Raw genomic sequence first — 18,714 nt, 5'->3', positions numbered from 1 at the left:
CCGCCGGTTTATTCGGCGGCAATTTGTTTTGGGGGATGTTGTGCTGCATCGGACAGGATCTGACGCAGCATATTCGCATCTGTGATGCGCCGAATGAGTGCAAAAAAATCATCGGCCTCTGCATAGCCGCGACGTAGCAGGGCCATCCATTGTTTTATCCGGCCTGCCTTATGTTCATCATTGTCGGTATCGACCATTAGATCAAGATATGTGACCATCAACTGCAAGATATCCGGCCATTGCCATGTTTTCCATGCCGGTCCACCGGTTCTATCTTTGATTTTCCGGGCAAGATCCGGTGTTGCAATTGCTCCGCGTCCCAGCATGAAAGACGAGCAACCCGAAATATCGCGGCAGCGGATGAAATCTTCGACTGTCCAGATTTCGCCATTGGCTGTCATGGTGATCGAAATTTCTTCGCGAATGCGCGCCAGATATTCCCAATGCGCAGGCGGTTTATAGCCTTCCATTTTGGTGCGGGCATGTACGGTAATATGTTGTGCGCCACCTGCCTCAACCGCCCGGGCATTATCGAGAAACAATTCCTTGTCGGCATAACCCAGTCGGATTTTCGCACTGACCGGAATATCTGCCGGAACAGCGCGGCGCACTGCACGGATGATGTGAAACAGATTGTCCGGGCATTTTAACAGGGATGCCCCGGCTTCGTGCCGGTTTACCGTCTTGGATGGACAGCCAAAATTGATGTCAATGCCCGGTGCGCCCAGTTGTGCGGCAACAACCGCATTTTCCGCCATCAATTGCGGGTCATGGCCCATCAATTGTACCAGAACCGGTTGTCCCGATGCAGTTTTGCCGCCGGTCATCAATTCCGGGCAATAACGGTAAAATACATGGGCGGGGAACAGGTTTTGCGACACACGGATAAATTCGGTGACGCAATGATCAAAGCCGCCGGTCGCGCTCAGCAATTGCCGAACGCGCCAGTCTACCAGCCCTTCCATCGGTGCCAGCACCAGATGCGTCATGATCAATCCATTGTTTCTTTGAGTGTCGCCTTTTACCACATCCTGTTGCCCTGTCCCGGTCAAAAACATAAATCTGCACTGCCCGGATACGTTTTATGCCGAAAAAAAATGATCATTTGACGCATGTCGTTGACGTGCAGGGAAGCCTGATCCAGATTGGGCTTCATCGTTATTGAAGGAGGCATAATTGCTTTATATCATTGAAAAAGCACTGGAAGAAATCGAAGCCATGTCGCGTGAGAAACGCGAAAGTCTGTCGCATCTTGACGCCGAAATTAATGACGCAGTTGAAAAACTGAAAGTGCTGAGAGACAAGCTGGAAGAAAACCGCGAGACGAAATAGGTCGATATGAGAATTGAGGCCCTCCACCCGATATCTACCGGAATATGGCTTATTTGACATTCCGGGATTCGGGTGGGGGGATCATGCGCAGAAGTTCTTCAACTGCCGCCGTGGGGTTGATGATACCGGCCAGAACATCGATCTCGATCGTTTGCAGGCGGGCGGCAACATCGGGGCGGGCGGTAAAGGTTTCCAGCAGGCGATCCCGCAACATGGTGCGCATCCAGTCATGTTGCTGACGGGACCGTTTGGCGGCAAATTCGTCTTCGGTTTCCATGATCTGGCGATGCTGGCAAATCAGGTCCCAGACCTGATCCAGCCCCTCGCGGGTCAGGCTGGAAATCATGATCGATTGCGGGCGCCAGTGTTTGCTGGTTGGTTGTAAAATACGCAGGGCCGATGAATATTCACGTTTGGCCTCCCGCGCTTTGGCCGGGTCGGCATCGGATTTGTTGACGGCGATGACATCGGCAATTTCCAGAACGCCTTTTTTGATCCCCTGCAATTCATCACCCGCGCCGGGCAACATCAGGACCAGGAAAAAATCGGTCATCTGGGCGACCATGGTTTCACTTTGTCCGGCCCCAACGGTTTCGACCAGAACCACGTCAAACCCGGCGGCCTCGCACAGCAAAATCGTTTCGCGGGTCATACGATTGACCCCACCCAGATAGCCGCTGCTGGGCGAAGGGCGGATATAGGCGTTTGGATCGATAGAAAGTTCGTTCATCCGGGTTTTATCGCCCAGAATCGATCCACCGGATCGCGCACTGGTCGGATCGACAGCGAGAACTGCCACTTTTTTACCAAGGCCGGTCAGGTTTTTGCCGAATGCCTCGATAAAAGTCGATTTGCCGACACCTGGCACGCCGGTAATGCCGATGCGGTGTGCACCGCCGGTATTGGGCATCAGGCAGGCCAGAACATTCTGCGCCTGTTTGAAATGATCGGGGTTGCGGCTTTCGACCAGTGTGATGGCACGTGATAAAATGGTGCGATTGCCTGCCAGAACCCCGTCAACAATTTCGTCGGTGGTCAAGCGCCGTCTGCGCACCACCGGTCGCGGCGATGTCCTGCCGGGGCCACCCGATATGGTGCGCAATGTTTCGGTCACGTTGTTCTTTCCCGTCAGGCGGCGTTCGCCGGTGTTGCGGCAATCAGTTTTTCTAGCAGTTCTGATGCCGCTTCGGCAATCACCGTTCCGGGCGGGAAAATGGCCTCGGCCCCGGCGGCAAACAGCCGGTCGAAATCCTGCGGCGGGATCACGCCACCGGCAACAATCATGATATCCTCGCGGCCCAGCTTGTCGAGTTCCTTGCGCAATTGCGGCACCAATGTCAGATGACCAGCCGCCAGTGAACTGGCCCCGACAATATGCACATCGTTTTCAACCGCCTGCTTTGCGGCTTCTTCGGGGGTCTGGAACAACGGGCCGATATCGACATCAAATCCCAGATCGGCAAAGGCGGTGGCGATGACTTTTTGCCCGCGATCATGGCCATCCTGGCCCATTTTGGCAATCAGGATGCGGGGGCGGCGGCCTTCAATTTTCTGGAAATTGTCGATCAGGGTGCCGACTTTTTCCAACGCTTCGTTATTGGCTCCAACCTCGGTTTTATAGACGCCGGCGATGGAGCGGATCACGGCCTGATGACGGCCATAAACCTTTTCAAGGGCATCGGAAATTTCGCCGACCGTGCACATGGCGCGGGCAGCCTGCACGGCCAATTCCAAAAGATTGCCGGTATTGTTTTGGGCCGCATGGGTCAGGGCATCAAGCGCATTGGCAACTGCTGTATTGTCGCGTTCGGTGCGCAGACGTTCCAGTTTGGCAATTTGTTGACGGCGGACTTCTTCGTTATCGACCTGAAGCACATCGACCGGGCGGTCATCGGTGACGCGGTATTTGTTAACGCCAACCAAAGTCTGGCGTCCGGCATCAATGCGGGCCTGGGTGCGGGCGGCGGCTTCTTCGATCCGCATTTTCGGAATTCCGGCTTCAATTGCTTTGGCCATGCCGCCCTGTTCTTCGACCTCGACAATATGCGCCCATGCCTTTTCGGCCAGATCACGGGTCAGGCGTTCAACATAATAACTGCCACCCCAAGGGTCGATGGACCGGGTGGTGCCGCTTTCCTGTTGCAGGAAAAGTTGGGTATTACGGGCAATCCGGGCTGAAAAATCGGTCGGCAGGGCCAATGCCTCGTCCAGCGCATTGGTATGCAGGGACTGGGTATGGCCCTGGGTGGAGGCCATGGCTTCGACACAGGTGCGGATGACATTATTGAATACATCCTGCGCGGTCAGCGACCAGCCCGATGTCTGGCTGTGCGTGCGCAGCGATAGCGATTTGGCACTTTGCGGATCAAATTGTTTGATCAGTTTGGCCCAGATCATGCGTGCCGCCCGCATTTTGGCGATTTCCATAAAGAAATTCATGCCAATCGCCCAGAAAAACGACAGGCGCGGCGCAAATTGATCGATACTCATGCCGGTTGCCATGCCTGCACGGGCGTATTCAACGCCATCGGCAAGGGTATAGGCCAGTTCAAGGTCGGCTGTCGCCCCGGCTTCCTGCATGTGATAGCCGGAAATCGAAATGGAATTGAATTTCGGCATATGTTGTGAGGTAAAGGCGAAAATATCGGAAATGATCCGCATCGAGGGTTTGGGCGGATAGATATAGGTGTTCCGCACCATGAATTCCTTGAGGATGTCGTTCTGGATGGTGCCGCTGAGTTGTGCGTGCTTTACCCCCTGTTCTTCGGCAGCGGCGATATAAAGCGCCATCACCGGCAAGACTGCGCCATTCATCGTCATGGATACCGACATTTGATCCAGCGGAATGCCGTCAAACAGCGTGCGCATGTCGTAAATACTGTCAATTGCCACCCCTGCCATGCCGACATCGCCAGTGACACGGGGATGGTCGCTGTCATAACCGCGATGGGTGGCAAGATCGAAGGCAATCGACAGGCCTTTTTGTCCTGCTGCCAGATTGCGGCGGTAAAAGGCATTGGATTCTTCGGCCGTTGAAAACCCGGCATATTGCCGGATCGTCCAGGGTTGCTGAACATACATGGTCGGATAAGGGCCGCGCAAAAACGGCGGCAGGCCCGGCATGGTATGCAGATGATCCAGTCCGGCCAGATCGTCCCTGCCATAAACCGGTTTGACCGGAATGCCTTCGGGTGTTTGCCAGCTTTCGCCAGTCAAAGAGGCAGCAGGGGATTGCGCATCGCCAAACAGCGGGATATGGGCGAAATCGGGAATCCGGGTCATGGTTATTTCACTCCCAGATGATCAAGGGCGGTGCGGCATACCGCCGTCACATCGCTGCCGATGAAAATAAAATCGTCAATTCCGGCATCCTGCCAGACTGCCCGGTTATCACCGGGATGCCCGGCCAGATAGATACGGGTGGCGCCACTTTGCCGCAGGGCGTTGGCAAAGGCCGGGGCGTGATCGGCATATTGCGCGTCCGATCCGCAAATCACGGCGATATGTGCGCCGCTTTTGGCAAAGGCGGTTGCCGCATCCGGTGCACTGGTAAAACCGGTGTTGCGGGTGGTGGCAATGCCGCCGGCCTCAAAAAAATTGCGAGCGAACATGGCGCGGGTAGTGTGGTGGGCCACCGGGCCGATATTGGCCATAAAAATCTGGGGGTGCTTGCCATTGGTTGCAGCATGTTGCAGGGCGCGACGGCGTAACTCTTCAAAATCTTCGGCCAGGCGATGCTGTGGCAGGGGGGTGATCATAACGCCTTTCGGGTTGTCTCCATAAAGGGCGGTATGAAGGGCTGCAATACCGGCTCCATTCCGGGCGGCATCAACCAGACTGGTAAAATCCGGTGCGCTGATTATCGACCCGGCGGGGGATTTTGCCCGTGCCGTTTTGCGCAGGGCCTCAATATCGGGCTGTGCGGGCATCACGGGTTTTTCGTCAATATCGGGGAATTCCGAAACCCCGGTCAGGGGATCGCGCCGGGTGGCGATTTTGGTGCGGCGGGCCTGCCATGCTTCATCAGTTTCCGTCGCCAGCGTCCCGTCAAGTATCTGCGGGATGATGCCGCCATTCTGTTCAATCGACTGGAATTTGGCCCAGGCATTTTCGGCGATGTTTTTGGTCAGGTTTTCAATAAACCATGCGCCGCCTGCCGGGTCGATCACACGATGGACATTGCTTTCTTCTTGCAGGATCAATTGTGTGTTGCGGGCAATGCGCCGCGAAAATCCATCCGGAAGCCCCACCGCATGGTCAAAGGGCAGGCAGACAATACTGTCGGCCCCGCCCAGACCGGCGGCAAAGCTGGTTACTGTGGTGCGCAGCATATTGACCCATGGATCAACCTTGCTGATCACGCGCTCTGCTGCCATTGCTGTTATACTGCTGCTGTGGCACGGTGCGCCCGATGAGCCCAGAATCCGTTGCCACATCAGACGCAAGGCGCGCAATTTGGCAATCCCGGCAAAAAAATCGGTATCAAGGGCGGTGGTAAAGGTGATGGTGCTGGCCGCTTTGTCAACTGTCATGCCGCCATCAGTCAGGGCACGCAAATAGGCCACCCCGGTTGCCATCGCAATGGCCAGTTCCATGCTATCGGTTGCCCCGGCATGGTGCCATGCGGTGGTATTGACATTGATAGCGGTGGCGGCGGGGTATTTTTCCGCAATGTCGCGGGCAAAACCGGCGGCCTGTTTCATGGCGGATGATAAATCGGCGGGCCAATATCCGTCGCGGACCAATGTGCCCAGCGGATCGAAATTAAAGGCGGGGGCTTTCTCACCTTCGTCCTGATCCAGCCTTGCGGCCAGAATCGCACTGGCAGCAATGGTCGCGGTTCCTGCATCCAGACTGACCGGGGCCAATTCACTGTAAAAATCGGCCAGTGCAATTTCCAGATCGGCAAGGCTATAGATCATCACGCCGCCCAGACCGGCATCATCACTATGGGCATCGCGCCCGGTACGGGCGGCGGCATCAAGACGCAGGATGATCGATGTTGTGCCATTTTCCAGATCCTCAAGAATGGCCTCATTGACCGATTTGGGATCGGGATGGCTGTGCAACTGCCGGATATCCCAGCCATTCCGGGGGGTGTCCTGCCGTGTTGCGGCGATCAGGGCATCGTGGATGCCATCAGTGGCGAAACTACTGTCATGCGCGGTATAGATCGGCTGAAAGTCAAAACCATCCGGGCTGCGCGTGACCAGTTTTTTGTCAAACGGCGCGCCTTTCAGGGCGGCTTCGGCCAGTTCGCGCCATGCGGCGTAATCGACCGCCGGAAATTCAGATGCCAGTTTCAAAGTCTGATCGGTCATGACGTGTTCCCGTCGCGGTCGGCAGTATATGTCAGAAAAACTGACGCGAGTCGTTTATAAGGTGACTATCAGAGCGGATCACGTACCCAAAAAGGGCGTGATCGGGCTGATATGACGGGCTGTTTATAGCATTGTCCTTTAAATCCGTAAACAGGCATGGAAATACCTATTTAAGATTCCGTAGCGTCATAATGATCCCTTGATGTGACCATAAACATATGATGTTTCAATATAGTGGCCGGAATTTTACAGGCATTCGTATCGGGTTTATGCGGTGATCAGGGGTTTATACTTTTGCCGGATAGGGGGAACAATGCCGGGATAGGGGCGAGTTTAACCAAATCGACATTTTCGTTGGTTAGTCTGCGCTTGTCCCAATACCTCGGAGTGATGCCATCCATGAATGCGCTCAGCGCCATGCCGCCCCGTGCCGGATTTTCCGGTCTGGTGGCTTTTGCCGATGACAGTCCCAGTGCCAAGGCCGCCCTTGAGACGGTTCTGCGGCGGGCCGGATATGCTGTTGCCGGTTTTGACTGCGCCGATGATCTGATCGATTCTCTGGATGGTTTGGCACCGCGCGCCATCATCCTTGATCTGGAAATGCCGGGGATGAGCGGCTTTGAAGCCTTTTGTGAAATTCGCCGTCGCTATCCGGCCAATCTGGCGGTGCCGGTGCTGTTTTTCTCGGCCCATTATGACGCTGATACCCGTGCGCAGGCCGAAGCCCTTGGGGCGGCTGATTTTATCAGCAAGGATTCCAGCCCGATGGTGGTGATCGAACAGCTTGGCCGGGTTCTGGAAAACGCCATAAGCCATTAAACAATAGCCGAAAATAAAACCCGCCGACCGCACAGGGCGGTCGACGGGCCAGCTCCCTTGTCCCGACACCGGACTTTTCAGGCGGTGTCTTTGAAGGCGTATCCTTCGTTACCGAAGTGATACACGCGGTCTGAGTCCAGCACCCCGCCAGGGGGAATGACGGGCATGTCGGCCAGCCGCGCATAAAGATCTCCAAAACTTGCCAATGTCGCTTCGAACAGCTGATCAAAGCTGTCGAGAACGAAATAGGTTTTTTGAAAATCGTCGATCTTGTAATCCGTTCGCATCACACGTTCCAGTTCAAAAGCGATGCGATTTGGTTTTGAATCTGTCAGGCAGTAAATTGTTTCGCTTTTGGACGACAAAATCCCTGCGCCATAGGCCCGAAGCCCGTCCTGTGTGTTGATCAGCCCGAATTCGACCATGTACCAGTAAAGCCGGGCGAGCTGTTTAAGCCCGCCTTTGGCGATGGCCTCGAATCCCTTGCGGCCATAGGCGGCCAGATAATCGGCAAAGACCGGATCAAACAGCATCGGCACATGCCCGAAAAAATCATGAAAAATATCGGGTTCGACAAGATAATCCATCTCGGCGGGGGTGCGCAGCCAGACCGTCACCGGAAACCGCCGGTTGGCCAGATGATCAAAAAATACATCATCGGGAATCAGGCCGGGTACGGCGACCAGTTGCCAGTTTGTGGCGGCATAAAGCTGTTCATTGATCCGGCCAAAATGCGGGATCTGGCCCTGTGCATCCATTTTTTGCAAATTGGCGATATATTCCGGGGCGGCATGGCCGGGCAGGATCGCAGTTTGACGACGATATAGCCGTCGCCATAAATCATGTTCGGCTTCGCCATAGGCGGCCCAGTCCTGCGCCACCGTGAAATCAGCCGCACTATCATGATAATCGCCACGCAGATTTGGCAAGGAATTCCGGTCCATCCTGTGTCTCCAACCTGTGTTGGGGGAATGATGGTTTATGGAATTATTCTACATCTTTTTCCGGGTCATTTCGGGGCGATTTTGGTATGGTGGGGCTGATTATTTGGCAATTTATGATCTTAAAAACCAGTTTGACGGTGAATTATGACATCAGTGCCATTGTCGGCCAGCGATTTGAAGATTTTGCATATCCTGCAACGCGATGCCGGGATCAGTAATGTTGAACTGGCGGAACGGGTGGGCATGTCGCCATCCCCCTGTTTGCGCCGGGTCAAACAGCTTGAAGCCAGCGGGCTGATCCGCAGAAAAGTGGTATTGCTGGACCGTAAACTGGCCGGGCTTGGCGTGATGGCGACCATTCAGGTGCGGCTGGAACGCCATACCGAAGCCGGGGCCGAGGCCTTTGCCACCGCCATGCATGATTTGCCGGAAATCATGTCGTGCTGGGCGATGACCGGCGGGCAGGATTTTTTGCTGATTGCCGTGGCATCGGACATTGAAAGTTTTGGCGATTTTGTCACGCACAAATTGCTTAGCCTGTCCAATGTCCGGGATGTGCATTCCAGTCTGGTGCTGAAGGATTACAAAACCGAAACCGCCCTGCCATTGCATCAGATGAGCCTGAAATAAAGCGATTGCTTGCCTTTGGGGTCTGCTTTGCGGCATAGGAGGATCATAACAATGCCAGTCCCCGGAGAAACGCCATGACCGCCCCGATTGCCAACCCGATTCTTGTCGAAACCACCCGAGGTTCGATGGTGGAAAGTTTTCATCGCGGTCGATATGTGGTGATGAAGGCCGATGGAACGGTGGTGGCCGCAGGGGGCGATATTGATGCCTTGATGTATCCGCGTTCCGCCATCAAGCCGTTATTGGCGATTCCGTTGGTGGAATCGGGGGCGGCGGATGCATTCGGGCTGGAGGACCAACATATCGCGCTGGCCTGTTCATCGCATAATGGCGAGGAACGCCATGCGCAAACGGTGGCGGCGTGGCTGGAAAAGATCGGGTTGTCGGTTGATGCGCTGGAATGTGCGCCGCATTATTCGCTTAGCCTGAATTCCGCAATCAAACAGGCCGCAGACCATGTGACCCTGACCAGGGCGCATAACAATTGTTCGGGCAAACATTCCGGTTTTCTGACCACGGCACAGCATCTGGGCGATGACCCGGCGGGTTATATCGATGAACCCCACCCGGTGCAGCAACGCCTGATCCGCGTGCTGGAAGACATGGGCGATTGCGATTTGTCATCCACCCCGCGCGGCATTGATGGCTGTGGCATTCCGGTGATTGGCATGCGGTTGCGTGATCTGGGGCTGGCGATGGCGCGGATGGCCGATCCGTCCGGCCTGTCCGATGCCCGGCGGGCGGCGGTTTTGCGCATTCGCAAGGCCTGTGCCGCCGATCCGTTCATGGTGGCCGGAAGCGGACGGTTTTGCACGGCAATCATGGAAGAATGCGGCGAGGATGCACTGGTCAAGGTCGGGGCGGAAGGGGTTTATTGCGCAGCATTCCCCGCGGCAGGACTTGGCGTGGCTCTTAAAATTGATGATGGCACGCAACGCGGGGCCGAAGTCGCCATGGGGGCGATTTTGCGCCAATATGGCGTGATCGATGATGCCCGTGCCGGTGTCTTGCAGAAATATCTGACGCCGGTACTGACCAATTGGGCGGGCAAATATGCCGGTGATCTGCGCCCGGCTTTCTGATCGGCACTGTTCTTATTTTTTGGCGGGCGGGGGAACGATTTTGCCGGTGCGGTCCTCGGCGGGCAGGGAGACAAAAAATGTTGTGCCTTTACCCATTTCGGTTTCAAACCAGATGCGCCCACCATGCTTGACCTGCACGATGTCATGGGTAATTGCCAATCCCTGACCGGTGCCTTTGCCGACTTCTTTGGTCGTAAAAAACGGGTTGAAGATTTTTGATCTGTTTTCTTCGGCAATGCCGGTGCCGGTGTCGCTGATGCTGATCAGGATGCTGTCATCAAGAAAGCGTGTCGTGATGTGGATTTTGCTTTCTTCCATCGATCGGCCACTTGATGCAATCGCCTGGGCGGCATTGACGATCAGGTTCAAAAAAACCTGGTTTATTTCGTTGATAAAGCAGGGGATATGCGGGATTTCCGGCTCGAAATCCTCGGTCAGGTGGGCGTTATGTTTCCATTCATTGCGCGAAATCACAATGACATTGGCCAGAACCCGGTTGATGTCGGTGGCAGTTTTTTCGGCCCCGCCCGGATGGGAAAATTCCTTCATCGACAGGACAATTCGCGCCACCTGATTGATCCCGTCCAGCGATTGTTGTGTCGCATGAGGGATTTCATCAAGCAGAAATTCCAGATCGGTGGCGCGCAGTTTTTTGGCAAATTCGTTAAAGGTGCCATCGGGCAGATATGCGCGATTTTGCCACAGCGTATGGAGTGCCAGCCCCAGAATGCGCGACAATGACCCGTACCCGTCATTGAGAAATTTCAGATTGTCGCGAATATATTGACTGGGCGTATTGATTTCGTGAGCAATCCCCCCGGCAAGATGGCCGATGGCCTCAAGTTTCAGGGCTTCGCGCAGTTCATTTTCCAGTTTGACCTGCGATATTTCGGCCTGTTTGCGCCGGGTGATATCGCGGAAAATGTAAAGATAGCTGGTTTCGCCCCTGAAATAGGCCGGACTGACGATGACTTCCATCGGGAATGTATCGCCATCGAGCCGTTGGCCCATGGTTTCGGTATAGTCATAGCGCAACATGCCGCTGCTGATATTGATGCAGCGATTGAGCAATTTGTGCCGCACGGTTGATTTGCGATCGACAAACATGATTTCGACCGATGTGCCCTCAAGCCGTTGACTGTTGCCGCGCAACAAGACCCGGGCCGACTGGTTGCAATCCAGGATTTTGCCCGCGCCATCGATAATCAGGATGCCTTCCACCACACTGTCAAGGATGGTTTGCAGGCGTTCGGCGGATTCTTTTTCGCGGTTATGCTGTGCCTTGAGCAAGGCATGAACACGCGGTACGGCCTCGGTCGGCAGGTTCAGTTCATAAACGGCATTCAGCAAACTGTCTTCGGTGGTTTTGATATCAGCCGGGTGCAGGATATGAAGGTTTTCCGGGGGTGTCCCGGCCTTGCTTGCCATCATTCTTCTGCCCCCGTGGCAGGTCGGTCTTCATCGGGTGTGGGCGGGCGCGCACCCCGGCGAATTTCAATCGGTTCGCGGAATTTGTGCAGGGTTTCAAAAACCCGAAGCCGTTGCAATTGCAGTTTGCTGATGAATTGTCCGTGGGTCAGCAGAATACGGTTTTCAACGGTTTCGATGTCGGTCATCAGAAAATCATCAACCCGCAAATCTTTCAGCAGGACAATCATTTCCCGGCCTTCGGGGGGGCCTTCATATTCCTGCCCGTCATCGACAAAGGCCAGCAAGGATCGCAAGTGATCGAACAGCACCGGGTCATAGCGGTGCCGATGGCGTGCCAGTTCGTCAAAGTCATGTTCCATCGGCGCATCGCCAATGACCCGTGCCCCCAGATCGTTGAGGATCCGCAAAATCCGGGCACCCAGCGGTATTTCCATACCAAAGGCGGCCCCGTCGGGAAAGCCGGTGCCGTCGAAATTGCGGTTCTGCAAATGCACGATTCCGGCAATCTGTTCCAGACGGGGAATGTTGGCGATCAGACGGCGGCCGACCTCGGGGGTGCGCATGACAATATCGCGTTCCAGCGGTTGCAGGGTTTTGTCCTGTGCCATGCGTGCCAGAATATCGGGCGGCAGCGACACCAGCCCGATCGGGCAGAGCAGGGCAGCAAGGCCCAGTTCCCACGGTTGGGGATATCCGACATCATGTACGATCATGTCGCACCATTTCTTGACCCGCATCGCCCGGCCAAACACCACCGGGTTCAGTTGCGCCAGAACTTCGGTCAGGACCTTGACGCTGCCCGCCAGCGTTTGTTCGATCAATTGCCGTTCGGCGGTAATCAACTGATATTGCCGCAAACCATCGCGCAGTCCGGCTTCCAGTGCCGCATCTTCGTAGGGTTTGTTGAAAAACCGGAAAATCTTGCCGCGATTGATGGCCTCGACCGCCGTGGTCTGATCGGCATTGCCGGTCAACATCATGCGGACGGTTTCGGGGCTGCGTTTGCCAATTTCTTCCAGCACCTTGATGCCATCCATGCCGGGCATGCGCATATCGGCAACGCAAATTGCAATCGGCCCTTCATCTGCGAGGATTTCGAGCGCCTGTTCACCGCCCACGGCGGTCAACAGGTTGAATTTTCCCCGCAATTGGCGGCGCAATGCGCCCAGAAGATTTTCATCATCGTCAACAAACAGGATTTTTGGCGTTTCCATGAGCGTTTCCCCTCCCTGTTATCGGGATAGTGTTTCGTATTTTTCATGAACAGTGGCGGCAATTTCCCGCCATGTTTCAATATTGTTGGCCTTGCCGATGCTGGCGAGATAGTCCATGTCGATCTGGGTTTGGGGCGTTTTTCCGGCCTGTTGCAGGGCGACTTCCTTGGCCAGATGCTGGGCAGCATAAATCGCCGTCAGGGCAGACATTTCGAGATGTGGTACATCCATTGGCCGGTGGTGATAGGCAACAGCCTGTACCACCGGGTCGGGAAACCCCCACAATCCCAAAAGATACGCGCCGATTTCAGGATGGGCGGCCCCAAATTCCGCCAGTTCGGCATCGATGATCGGGATGCCTTCCTGTTCGACCCGCAGGATGACCTTTTCCATTTCAGCCGGGCGGCTGAGATACAGCACCAGACTGCCGATATGGCTGAGCATGCCGGTGGACGGAATCATCTGGCATACCCGTTTATCAAGGCCTTCCTTTTCGGCAATCAGGGCGGCGGTAACCCCGATTTGCTGGCTGCGATTACAGAGCAGGGTCAGTTGCCCGGTCAGTTTTTTCGATCCCTCGAAACTGCGGAAAAGACCAATGAACAGGGCCAGGGATTTAAGTGTTTCCGTGCCAATCATGCGCACCGCATGCGAAACCGATGTGATTTTCATGGCAATGGAAAAATAGGCGGAATTGGTCATTTTCAGGACTTCGGCGGTCAGGGCGATGTCCGATGACACAATCGATGCAATCCTGTCATTTCCGGCCTTGGGATCTTCCAGGGCATTGAGCAACCGCGTATAGGTGTCGGGCGGGGATGCCAGTGTGTCGATTTCGGCGACCAGCGACCGCAATTCCGGCTTGGTCAGCAAGCCCCGCAATTCCAGTGCATGCTCAATGGTTTTGACCAGAAAATCATCTTCGCAGGGTTTGGCAAGATATTGATGGGCGGGGCCAACGGTCCGCAAAACCGCTTCGTCCTCGGCAAATCCTGACAAAATGATCCGGGCGGCATGGGGGTGGGATTTCTGGATTTGCTGCAACAATGCCGATCCGTCCATGCCCGGCATGCGCATGTCGGTGACCACAACATCAAACGATGTTTCCGCACAGCGTTGCAGGGCCTCGGCCCCGCTACTGGCAAAGGTGGTTTGCCATTCGGGACGCAGGGACCGCATGCGTCGGCGAAGGCCGCTCAGGATATTGGTATCGTCATCGACAAACAGAATATTGTTCATCCGGATCTCCTGCGCCATTGCATCGTATATGTGGTCGTCTGGTCAGGATAAAAAGTGTGCTTGCGTGTTTAAGTGAAAGTTTTTCCATTTAAAAAGAGCAATTGTGTCTTCATGACGGAGAATAGGGGATTTTTCCAAACGGCATCATCCCCATATGGGAACCAAAAAATGCAGGCTTGTTTTTTTGGGAATGTCATCAACACATTGATTTTCCGATGTTTTCGATCAGATGGCGGCAGGCATGCAAAGTTTTTTCAGATTTTTTGAAAAAAGTTCTTGATTTGTTCTTTTCGTTGTGGCATAACAGAAAAGTCAAGGGGATAAATCCGCCCGGACCGAAACCCGCAAGGCCTTGTGCCTTGCGGGTTTTTGCGTTTGGGCCAGAGGAAAGAAATGATGATGCAGCGATATAAAGACAGACAGGATGGCGGGCGAACCACCCGCAGGACCCTGACCGGCGGGTGGAAAAGCCATTACGGGGGCAGTGCGCGGGTCCGCTAACCCGGCCATTTGTCAAGACGCCCGAGTTGCGTCTTGTCGGTGGCGCGTCCTGCCCGGACTGTGCCGGGAGCCATTAGGCCTTGCCGGGGGTGGCAGGAACGGGTGGTGGGTCCGAAGGCGGCCTGTTGGCGAAGCTGGCAGATACCCGGCGGCTGTCTGGATTCCCGCGTTCGCGGGAATGACGGTTCTGGGTGAGATCCGTCTTTGTCGCCACAGCCCCGAAAGCGGGGGCATGGTGCGGCGGGGCCGGTTGACGAAGGGCGAAAGCCCGGCGGTGGAAGGAAGACCCAGGGCTGCATTTTCGGATGCGGCGGGTGAGGCAGACGGGGGTATGGGCGCCATATCAGGTACCCCTGATGGAACCTCGCCAAAATCCCACGGGGGTAGTCCGTCTTGTGTGCATCGGTCCTGCCCGGTTGGCGATTTGGGGGGCATCACAGCCGTTATCTGGCGGTTTTCCGGGGCGGAGGGGTGTGGTTTGGCAATTTTACCGCTTGTTTTCAGGGATCATGATTGATTACTGAAAGCGAGTCGGCGAGGCCAGATTGTTTGATTTCATTAATCGGAAGTGATCATTGAAATCAAGGCAGGAAGACGGAACCCGTCACACCCGCGAAAGGCGGGGGTGACGGGGTGTTTTTGGATCAGGTCCGATCTTAACTTTGGTATTAACTGCGGTAATCGGCGTTGATCGAAATATAGCCATGCGTCAGATCGCAGGTCCAGACCGTGGCACTGCCATTGCCAAAGCCAAGATCGGCGTCGATGTCGATATATTGGCCCTTGATATGGGCGGTGACGGGGGCCTCGTCGAAATCGGCAACCCGTTCGCCCTTGCGGGCCAGCGGAATGCCGCCAATCGAGACCGTCAAATGATCGGAATCGGCCTTGACCCCGCATTTGCCGACCGCCATGACGATCCGGCCCCAATTGGCGTCTTCACCGGCAATTGCGGTTTTGACCAGGGGGGAATTGGCAATTGCCTTGGCGGCGATTTTGGCTTCGCGATCATTCAGCGCACCGGTGACATTCACCGTGATGAATTTGCTGGCGCCTTCACCGTCGCGCACCACCTGATGGGCGAGATCGCGCAGCACGGCTTCGAGGGCATCCTTGAACCCGTCAAGGGCAGGGTCGTCAAGGCCGGTCGGAGCAGGATTGCCCGCCGCCCCGGTGGCGGCGACCAGAAGGGTATCGGATGTCGAGGTGTCGCTATCGACTGTGATGGCGTTAAAGCTGCGATCATTGCAATCGGCAAGGATGGCTTGCAACACATCATGGGGCAGGGCGGCATCGGTAAAGACAAAGGCCAGCATCGTCGCCATATTGGGTTCGATCATGCCCGATCCCTTGGCGATCCCGGCGATTGTGACATCAACCCCGTTGATCGGGGCGGTGGCCGAGGCCCCCTTGGGGAAGGTATCGGTGGTCATGATGGCGCGGGCGGCATCGAGCCAGCCCGCCTTGTTTTCGAGCATGGCCGGGATGGCGTCGGTGATGCGGTCGGCGGTAGCCGGTTCGCCGATCACCCCGGTCGAGGCGGTAAAGATTTCGGTTTTGGCACAGCCCAGAATGTCGCTGGCAACGGCGACTTCGTCGGCAACGAATTTTTCCCCGGCTTGTCCGGTAAAGGCAATGGAATTTCCGGCATTGACCAGAAAGGCCCGCGCCGATCCGCCCTTGAGGGCCTCGCGGCCCCAGCGCACCGCGGCCGATGCCGTGGTCGATGTGGTGAAAACACCGGCAACCGTGGTGCCCGGTGCCAGTTCGGCCAGCAACACATCCGGGCGACCCTTATAGCGGATGCCAAGGGTGGCGGTATGCAGATGCAACCCGTCAATACCGGGCAGGTCCGGAAAACCGGCAGGAGCCAAAGGAGAAATCACTGTCGAAGCCATCTGTTTGATGATCCCAAATTGGAACGGTATGCGACCGTCCTGTTGTACGCAGGCCGTGGCCTGTTGCCAATAAAAACGGGGCAAACCCGAATGGTTCACCCCGTTTGGTTGTCTGTATCAGTCCGGAAACGTCCAGAATGCCGTTTGGCTTATTCTTTCGGGGTTTCGGAGCTGTCTTCTTCCGCCGGGGTATCAAGCGTATTGACCACATCGTTCCCTGATCGCAATTCTTCAATCAGGGACAGGTAAACTTCCTGGGTCAGTTCGGCGGCCAACTGGTTTTCCTGTTCTTCATAGGTCGGCTGCACGCCTTCGCGGGTTTCCTCGACCTTGATCACATGCCAGCCAAACTGGGTCTGGACCGGTTCCTTGCTATAGGTGCCTGCTTCCATGTCAAAGGCGGCATCGGCAAAGGGCTGAACCATTTCACCACGGGCAAAGAAACCAAGATCGCCACCGGTCGGGCCGGACGGGCCGGTTGATTTTTCCTGTGCCAGTTCGACAAAATCGGCACCGTCGTCAAGGGCGGCAATCACGGCCTTGGCGTCTTCTTCGGTTTCCAGAAGGATGTGACGGGCGTGAACGGTGTTTTCGGGCACATTGGTTTTGACAAATTCGTCATAGCGCGCGCGAAGGGCTTCTTCGGTGACGGCTTCTTCGATTTTGCGATCCAGATAAATTTCGGCAATCACGCGGCGCTCAAGGGCGGCCATGCGTTCCTTGACTTCGGCATCGTCTTTCAGACCGGCGTCGGTCGCGGCAATCGTCATCAGACGCTGATTGATTTCGCGATCCAGCAACATCGGCAGCAGGGCTTCAAACGGATACTGGCGATATTGTTCGGGCAGGCCGACTTGCGTGGCGCGGACTTCGGATTCCAGAATGTCTTCGCCATTGATCGTGGCAAGAACCCGGTCTTCGACCGGTGCGGCATCCTGTGCCATGACAGGAGAGGCGAAGATGGCCGTTGCCAGCGACGCGACAAGCAGGGATTTGCGCAGCATAATTTCTCCGGTTTCTTTTATGAAGGGGACATGCCCCGTGTCTCTCATCTTACGGATAAAACACATCCGATTAAGGCAGACAAGGGGCTGTCCGCCAGAAACACGGTTTTTTCAAAGCTTTCGGGCAGAAATGTGATGGTTTTGCCAACCGCTTGGGGGGCATGGATCACGCCTGAACGTTGAACAGGACTTCGCCAACAGTGCCGATACTGCCATCATCGCGTTGAAAATCGGCGGATGCCACCAACAAGCCGCCGACCAGTTCGCGGTCCAGCGGCGTGATGACGGCAAGATTGATGCTTTCGATACCGTGTTCCTGAAGATTTTTTTGCGATCCATCGGCAAACAGCAGGATCAGGGACGAAAACACGCTGTCATTGCGGTCAATCCGGTCATCCCTGTTCTCGTCATATTTCGCCAGTTCGGCAAAGCCATCCACGGCACCGTTCTGGTCGCCAAACAGTTCGGTACCATCGTCAATGATGCCGTTGTTGTTGCGGTCCAGTGCGAGCAAGGCGTCATTCCCCGCCACCCATGCAGTGCGGTCCTGTGTGCCGTTGCCATCGATATCGAAGACAATACCGTCGTCAAGGGATGTGACATCAATGCCGTTGCCGTCCAGATCAAGGATCAACGGGTCCTGCTGGGTGATACCCAGGATTTCCAGACGCACCTGTTCGATATGGGCTTGAAAATCAGTGATGGAAATGCTGGTTTTGCCGCCATTGGTGGCGATGCGCAGTTCCGAGGCATTGATGCTGATGCTGTTGGAGATCAGCCGAAACGATCCGATATCGCCGCCCATCGCATTGACCTGTTTGACCGCATCGGCCAGTTGCCGGGCAATTTGTGCGCCGCTTGCCGGTGGTGTTCCGGGTGATGCTGCGCTGGAAACCTGATGGATATCGCGCATGCCCGCCGTCAGGTTATTGGCCATTTCGCGGGCCTTGGCCGGGGGAATGCCCAGCATTGCCAGAACAATGAACATGTCCCGGCTCATCCGGGTTGCGGCTTCTTCAAGGATGGTGCCTGCGGCGATGTCCAGACTGACGCCGCTGATGGCGGCAAGGCCGACATTGCGCGGCGGGACGGGCATCGGTGCAGATATGGCGGCGGTCATGCGTTGCGACCCGCGCGATGCGGCCATAACGCCCTGATCCGCATTGCGGGGAAACCATGCCCCGGCGGTTTGCCAGCCGAGCCCACGGTCAGATGGTGCGCGATCAGATGGTGTATTGAATCCAAGCATATCCTGCGCCTCCTTCCTGAAGGGCCGAGGGGATGGAGCCGGAATATATC

At 55.8% G+C, this 18,714-nt stretch carries 15 protein-coding genes; 4 read left to right on the top strand and 11 right to left on the bottom strand.

The features are described 5' to 3' along the window. Window positions 1-8 precede the first annotated feature (8 nt). Window positions 9-989 (bottom strand): tRNA-dihydrouridine synthase, encoded by a 981-nt coding sequence (locus tag Q8O73_RS12350; protein WP_305558468.1) that lies wholly within the window; start codon window positions 987-989, stop codon window positions 9-11. Between the two features lie 187 nt (window positions 990-1,176). Here Q8O73_RS12350 and Q8O73_RS12345 point away from each other — a divergent pair, with 187 nt between their 5' ends. Next, window positions 1,177-1,332 carry a hypothetical protein gene (locus Q8O73_RS12345; protein ID WP_305558467.1) on the top strand — a complete coding sequence of 52 codons (156 nt, stop codon included), beginning with the start codon at window positions 1,177-1,179 and terminating at the stop codon, window positions 1,330-1,332. Window positions 1,333-1,381: 49 nt separating this feature from the next. Here Q8O73_RS12345 and meaB read toward each other — a convergent pair whose 3' ends face one another. The 3 genes from meaB to Q8O73_RS12330 are packed head-to-tail and all read right to left on the bottom strand — an operon-like array spanning window position 1,382 to window position 6,653. Continuing rightward, window positions 1,382-2,446 (bottom strand): methylmalonyl Co-A mutase-associated GTPase MeaB, encoded by a 1,065-nt coding sequence (meaB, locus tag Q8O73_RS12340; protein ID WP_305558466.1) that lies wholly within the window; start codon window positions 2,444-2,446, stop codon window positions 1,382-1,384. Between the two features lie 14 nt (window positions 2,447-2,460). Further along, entirely contained in the window at window positions 2,461-4,614 is a 2,154-nt protein-coding gene (gene scpA / locus Q8O73_RS12335; protein ID WP_305558465.1) for a methylmalonyl-CoA mutase, read from the bottom strand. A 2-nt stretch (window positions 4,615-4,616) separates the two neighbouring features. Next, a complete protein-coding gene (locus Q8O73_RS12330) occupies window positions 4,617-6,653 on the bottom strand; it encodes a methylmalonyl-CoA mutase family protein (protein ID WP_305558464.1) in 2,037 nt (678 codons plus the stop codon). Between the two features lie 399 nt (window positions 6,654-7,052). Here Q8O73_RS12330 and Q8O73_RS12325 point away from each other — a divergent pair, with 399 nt between their 5' ends. Continuing rightward, window positions 7,053-7,472, top strand: coding sequence for a response regulator (locus Q8O73_RS12325; RefSeq protein ID WP_305558463.1), 420 nt, complete (start codon window positions 7,053-7,055; stop codon window positions 7,470-7,472). Window positions 7,473-7,549: 77 nt separating this feature from the next. Here the strand turns inward: Q8O73_RS12325 and phhA are convergent, their stop codons facing one another. Further along, complete coding sequence (gene phhA / locus Q8O73_RS12320; protein ID WP_305558462.1) at window positions 7,550-8,416, bottom strand: phenylalanine 4-monooxygenase; 867 nt, start codon at window positions 8,414-8,416, stop codon at window positions 7,550-7,552. A gap of 144 nt (window positions 8,417-8,560) precedes the next feature. On the opposite strand from phhA, the gene Q8O73_RS12315 reads away from it, so the two are divergent. After that, on the top strand, window positions 8,561-9,046 hold the full coding sequence (locus Q8O73_RS12315; protein ID WP_305558461.1) for an Lrp/AsnC family transcriptional regulator: 486 nt from the start codon (window positions 8,561-8,563) through the stop codon (window positions 9,044-9,046). A gap of 74 nt (window positions 9,047-9,120) precedes the next feature. Continuing rightward, window positions 9,121-10,128, top strand: coding sequence for an asparaginase (locus Q8O73_RS12310; RefSeq protein ID WP_305558460.1), 1,008 nt, complete (start codon window positions 9,121-9,123; stop codon window positions 10,126-10,128). 12 nt (window positions 10,129-10,140) lie between these two features. Here the strand turns inward: Q8O73_RS12310 and Q8O73_RS12305 are convergent, their stop codons facing one another. The 6 genes from Q8O73_RS12305 to Q8O73_RS12280 form a co-directional block, all read right to left on the bottom strand. Next, the gene (locus tag Q8O73_RS12305) at window positions 10,141-11,559 is read right to left on the bottom strand and encodes a nitrogen regulation protein NR(II) (protein WP_305558459.1); all 1,419 of its coding nucleotides are present in this window, start codon (window positions 11,557-11,559) and stop codon (window positions 10,141-10,143) included. Next, the gene (locus Q8O73_RS12300) at window positions 11,556-12,773 is read right to left on the bottom strand and encodes an HD domain-containing phosphohydrolase (RefSeq protein WP_305558458.1); all 1,218 of its coding nucleotides are present in this window, start codon (window positions 12,771-12,773) and stop codon (window positions 11,556-11,558) included. Before Q8O73_RS12300 ends, Q8O73_RS12305 begins: the two co-directional genes overlap by 4 nt. Before the next feature lie 18 nt (window positions 12,774-12,791). Then, entirely contained in the window at window positions 12,792-14,012 is a 1,221-nt protein-coding gene (locus tag Q8O73_RS12295; protein WP_305558457.1) for a response regulator, read from the bottom strand. Window positions 14,013-15,181: 1,169 nt separating this feature from the next. After that, window positions 15,182-16,411, bottom strand: coding sequence for a bifunctional glutamate N-acetyltransferase/amino-acid acetyltransferase ArgJ (gene argJ, locus Q8O73_RS12290; protein WP_305558456.1), 1,230 nt, complete (start codon window positions 16,409-16,411; stop codon window positions 15,182-15,184). 149 nt (window positions 16,412-16,560) lie between these two features. Next, entirely contained in the window at window positions 16,561-17,415 is an 855-nt protein-coding gene (locus tag Q8O73_RS12285) for a peptidylprolyl isomerase (RefSeq protein ID WP_305558455.1), read from the bottom strand. Between the two features lie 166 nt (window positions 17,416-17,581). Continuing rightward, entirely contained in the window at window positions 17,582-18,664 is a 1,083-nt protein-coding gene (locus Q8O73_RS12280) for a hypothetical protein (RefSeq protein ID WP_305558454.1), read from the bottom strand. Between the last annotated feature and the right edge of the window lie 50 nt (window positions 18,665-18,714).

The sequence above is a fragment of the Thalassospira sp. genome (genome assembly GCF_030690045.1).
Lineage (GTDB): Bacteria > Pseudomonadota > Alphaproteobacteria > Rhodospirillales > Thalassospiraceae > Thalassospira.
Note: the sequence above shows the minus strand (reverse complement) of the source record. Positions and strands in the feature narration are given on the sequence as shown.